Origin of the sequence: Halomonas sp. 113 (genome assembly GCF_904067645.1) — a bacterium.
GTDB lineage: Bacteria > Pseudomonadota > Gammaproteobacteria > Pseudomonadales > Halomonadaceae > Vreelandella > Vreelandella titanicae.
The window spans coordinates 1-1,057 of sequence record NZ_CAJFDU010000019.1; the positions used below are offsets into that span (position 1 = coordinate 1).

At 55.4% G+C, this 1,057-nt stretch carries 1 protein-coding gene; it reads left to right on the forward strand.

Annotation, left to right across the window (positions count from 1 at the left end; all coding sequences use genetic code 11):
- Positions 1-50: 50 nt before the first annotated feature.
- Positions 51-947, forward strand: a complete 897-nt coding sequence (locus YERSI8AC_RS00135; RefSeq protein ID WP_159178015.1) for a cation transporter — start codon at positions 51-53, stop codon at positions 945-947.
- The last annotated feature ends 110 nt before the right edge of the window (positions 948-1,057 follow it).

Here is a 1,057-nt window from a genome sequence, read left to right on the forward strand (position 1 = left end):
GCTTTATAGTTTTAAATGGTACCACAACATTGTTCAAGTGGAGTCGTATCATGAGCAAATCCTGTGGTGGCGCCTGTGGCGGTGATGCAACGTCCGCAGCGGATACCGATATACAGGCCTCCTCCGAGGCGCCAGGGAGATGGGTCAGTGTTTATGCCGTGCCGAAGATGGACTGTCCATCAGAAGAACGAATGATTCGCCTAGCCCTGAACGGCTTTGAGGAGATTCGGGCGCTGTCCTTCGACTTGTCGAACCGCCAGCTGAAGGTCGTGCATGACGGCGAGGTCGAGCCCGTCACCTCGAAACTGAAGACCTTGGGGCTAGGCGCCTCGCTTCAGGAAACCGTCGCTGCAAATCCGGAGACCATCAAGGCCGCCGAGTTTTCGGCAGCTTCTGCTAAGCAAGAATCCGGGACCCTGCGCTGGTTGCTCGGCATCAATGCACTTCTGTTCGTGGTGGAAATGACTGCCGGTCTGATCGCCCAGTCCACCGGCCTGATTGGAGAATCCCTGGACAATTTTGCCGATGCGGCGGTGTACGGGCTTGCCCTTTATGCGGTTGGACATAGCGTGAAAATGCAGGTACGTGCCGCGCATCTTGCTGGTGTACTGCAACTGATCTTGGCTGTGGGCGTGCTCGTAGAGGTGGTGAGACGCTTTGTATTCGGTAGTGAGCCTGAATCGCTGGTGATGATGGCTATCGCATTCGTCGCATTGATTGCCAATACCAGTTGTCTGCTGCTCATATCCAAACATCGGGAAGGCGGGGCGCACATGAAGGCAAGCTGGATATTCTCGGCCAACGACGTGGTGATCAACCTGGGGGTCATCACCGCCGGCGCCTTGGTCGCGTGGACCGGTTCCAATTATCCGGATCTGATTATCGGCACCATCGCGGGGGGCATTGTACTTAACGGTGCCAGACGCATTTTGGCGTTGAAGGGTTAAATAATGCTCATTATTGGCAAAAAGCTCTCGCCGTATGCCCTATTGTCCATATCGGGCCTGCTGGCAGCGTCTGATCAGGCTGTAAAGTGGCTGGTGCAGCAATCAATGGC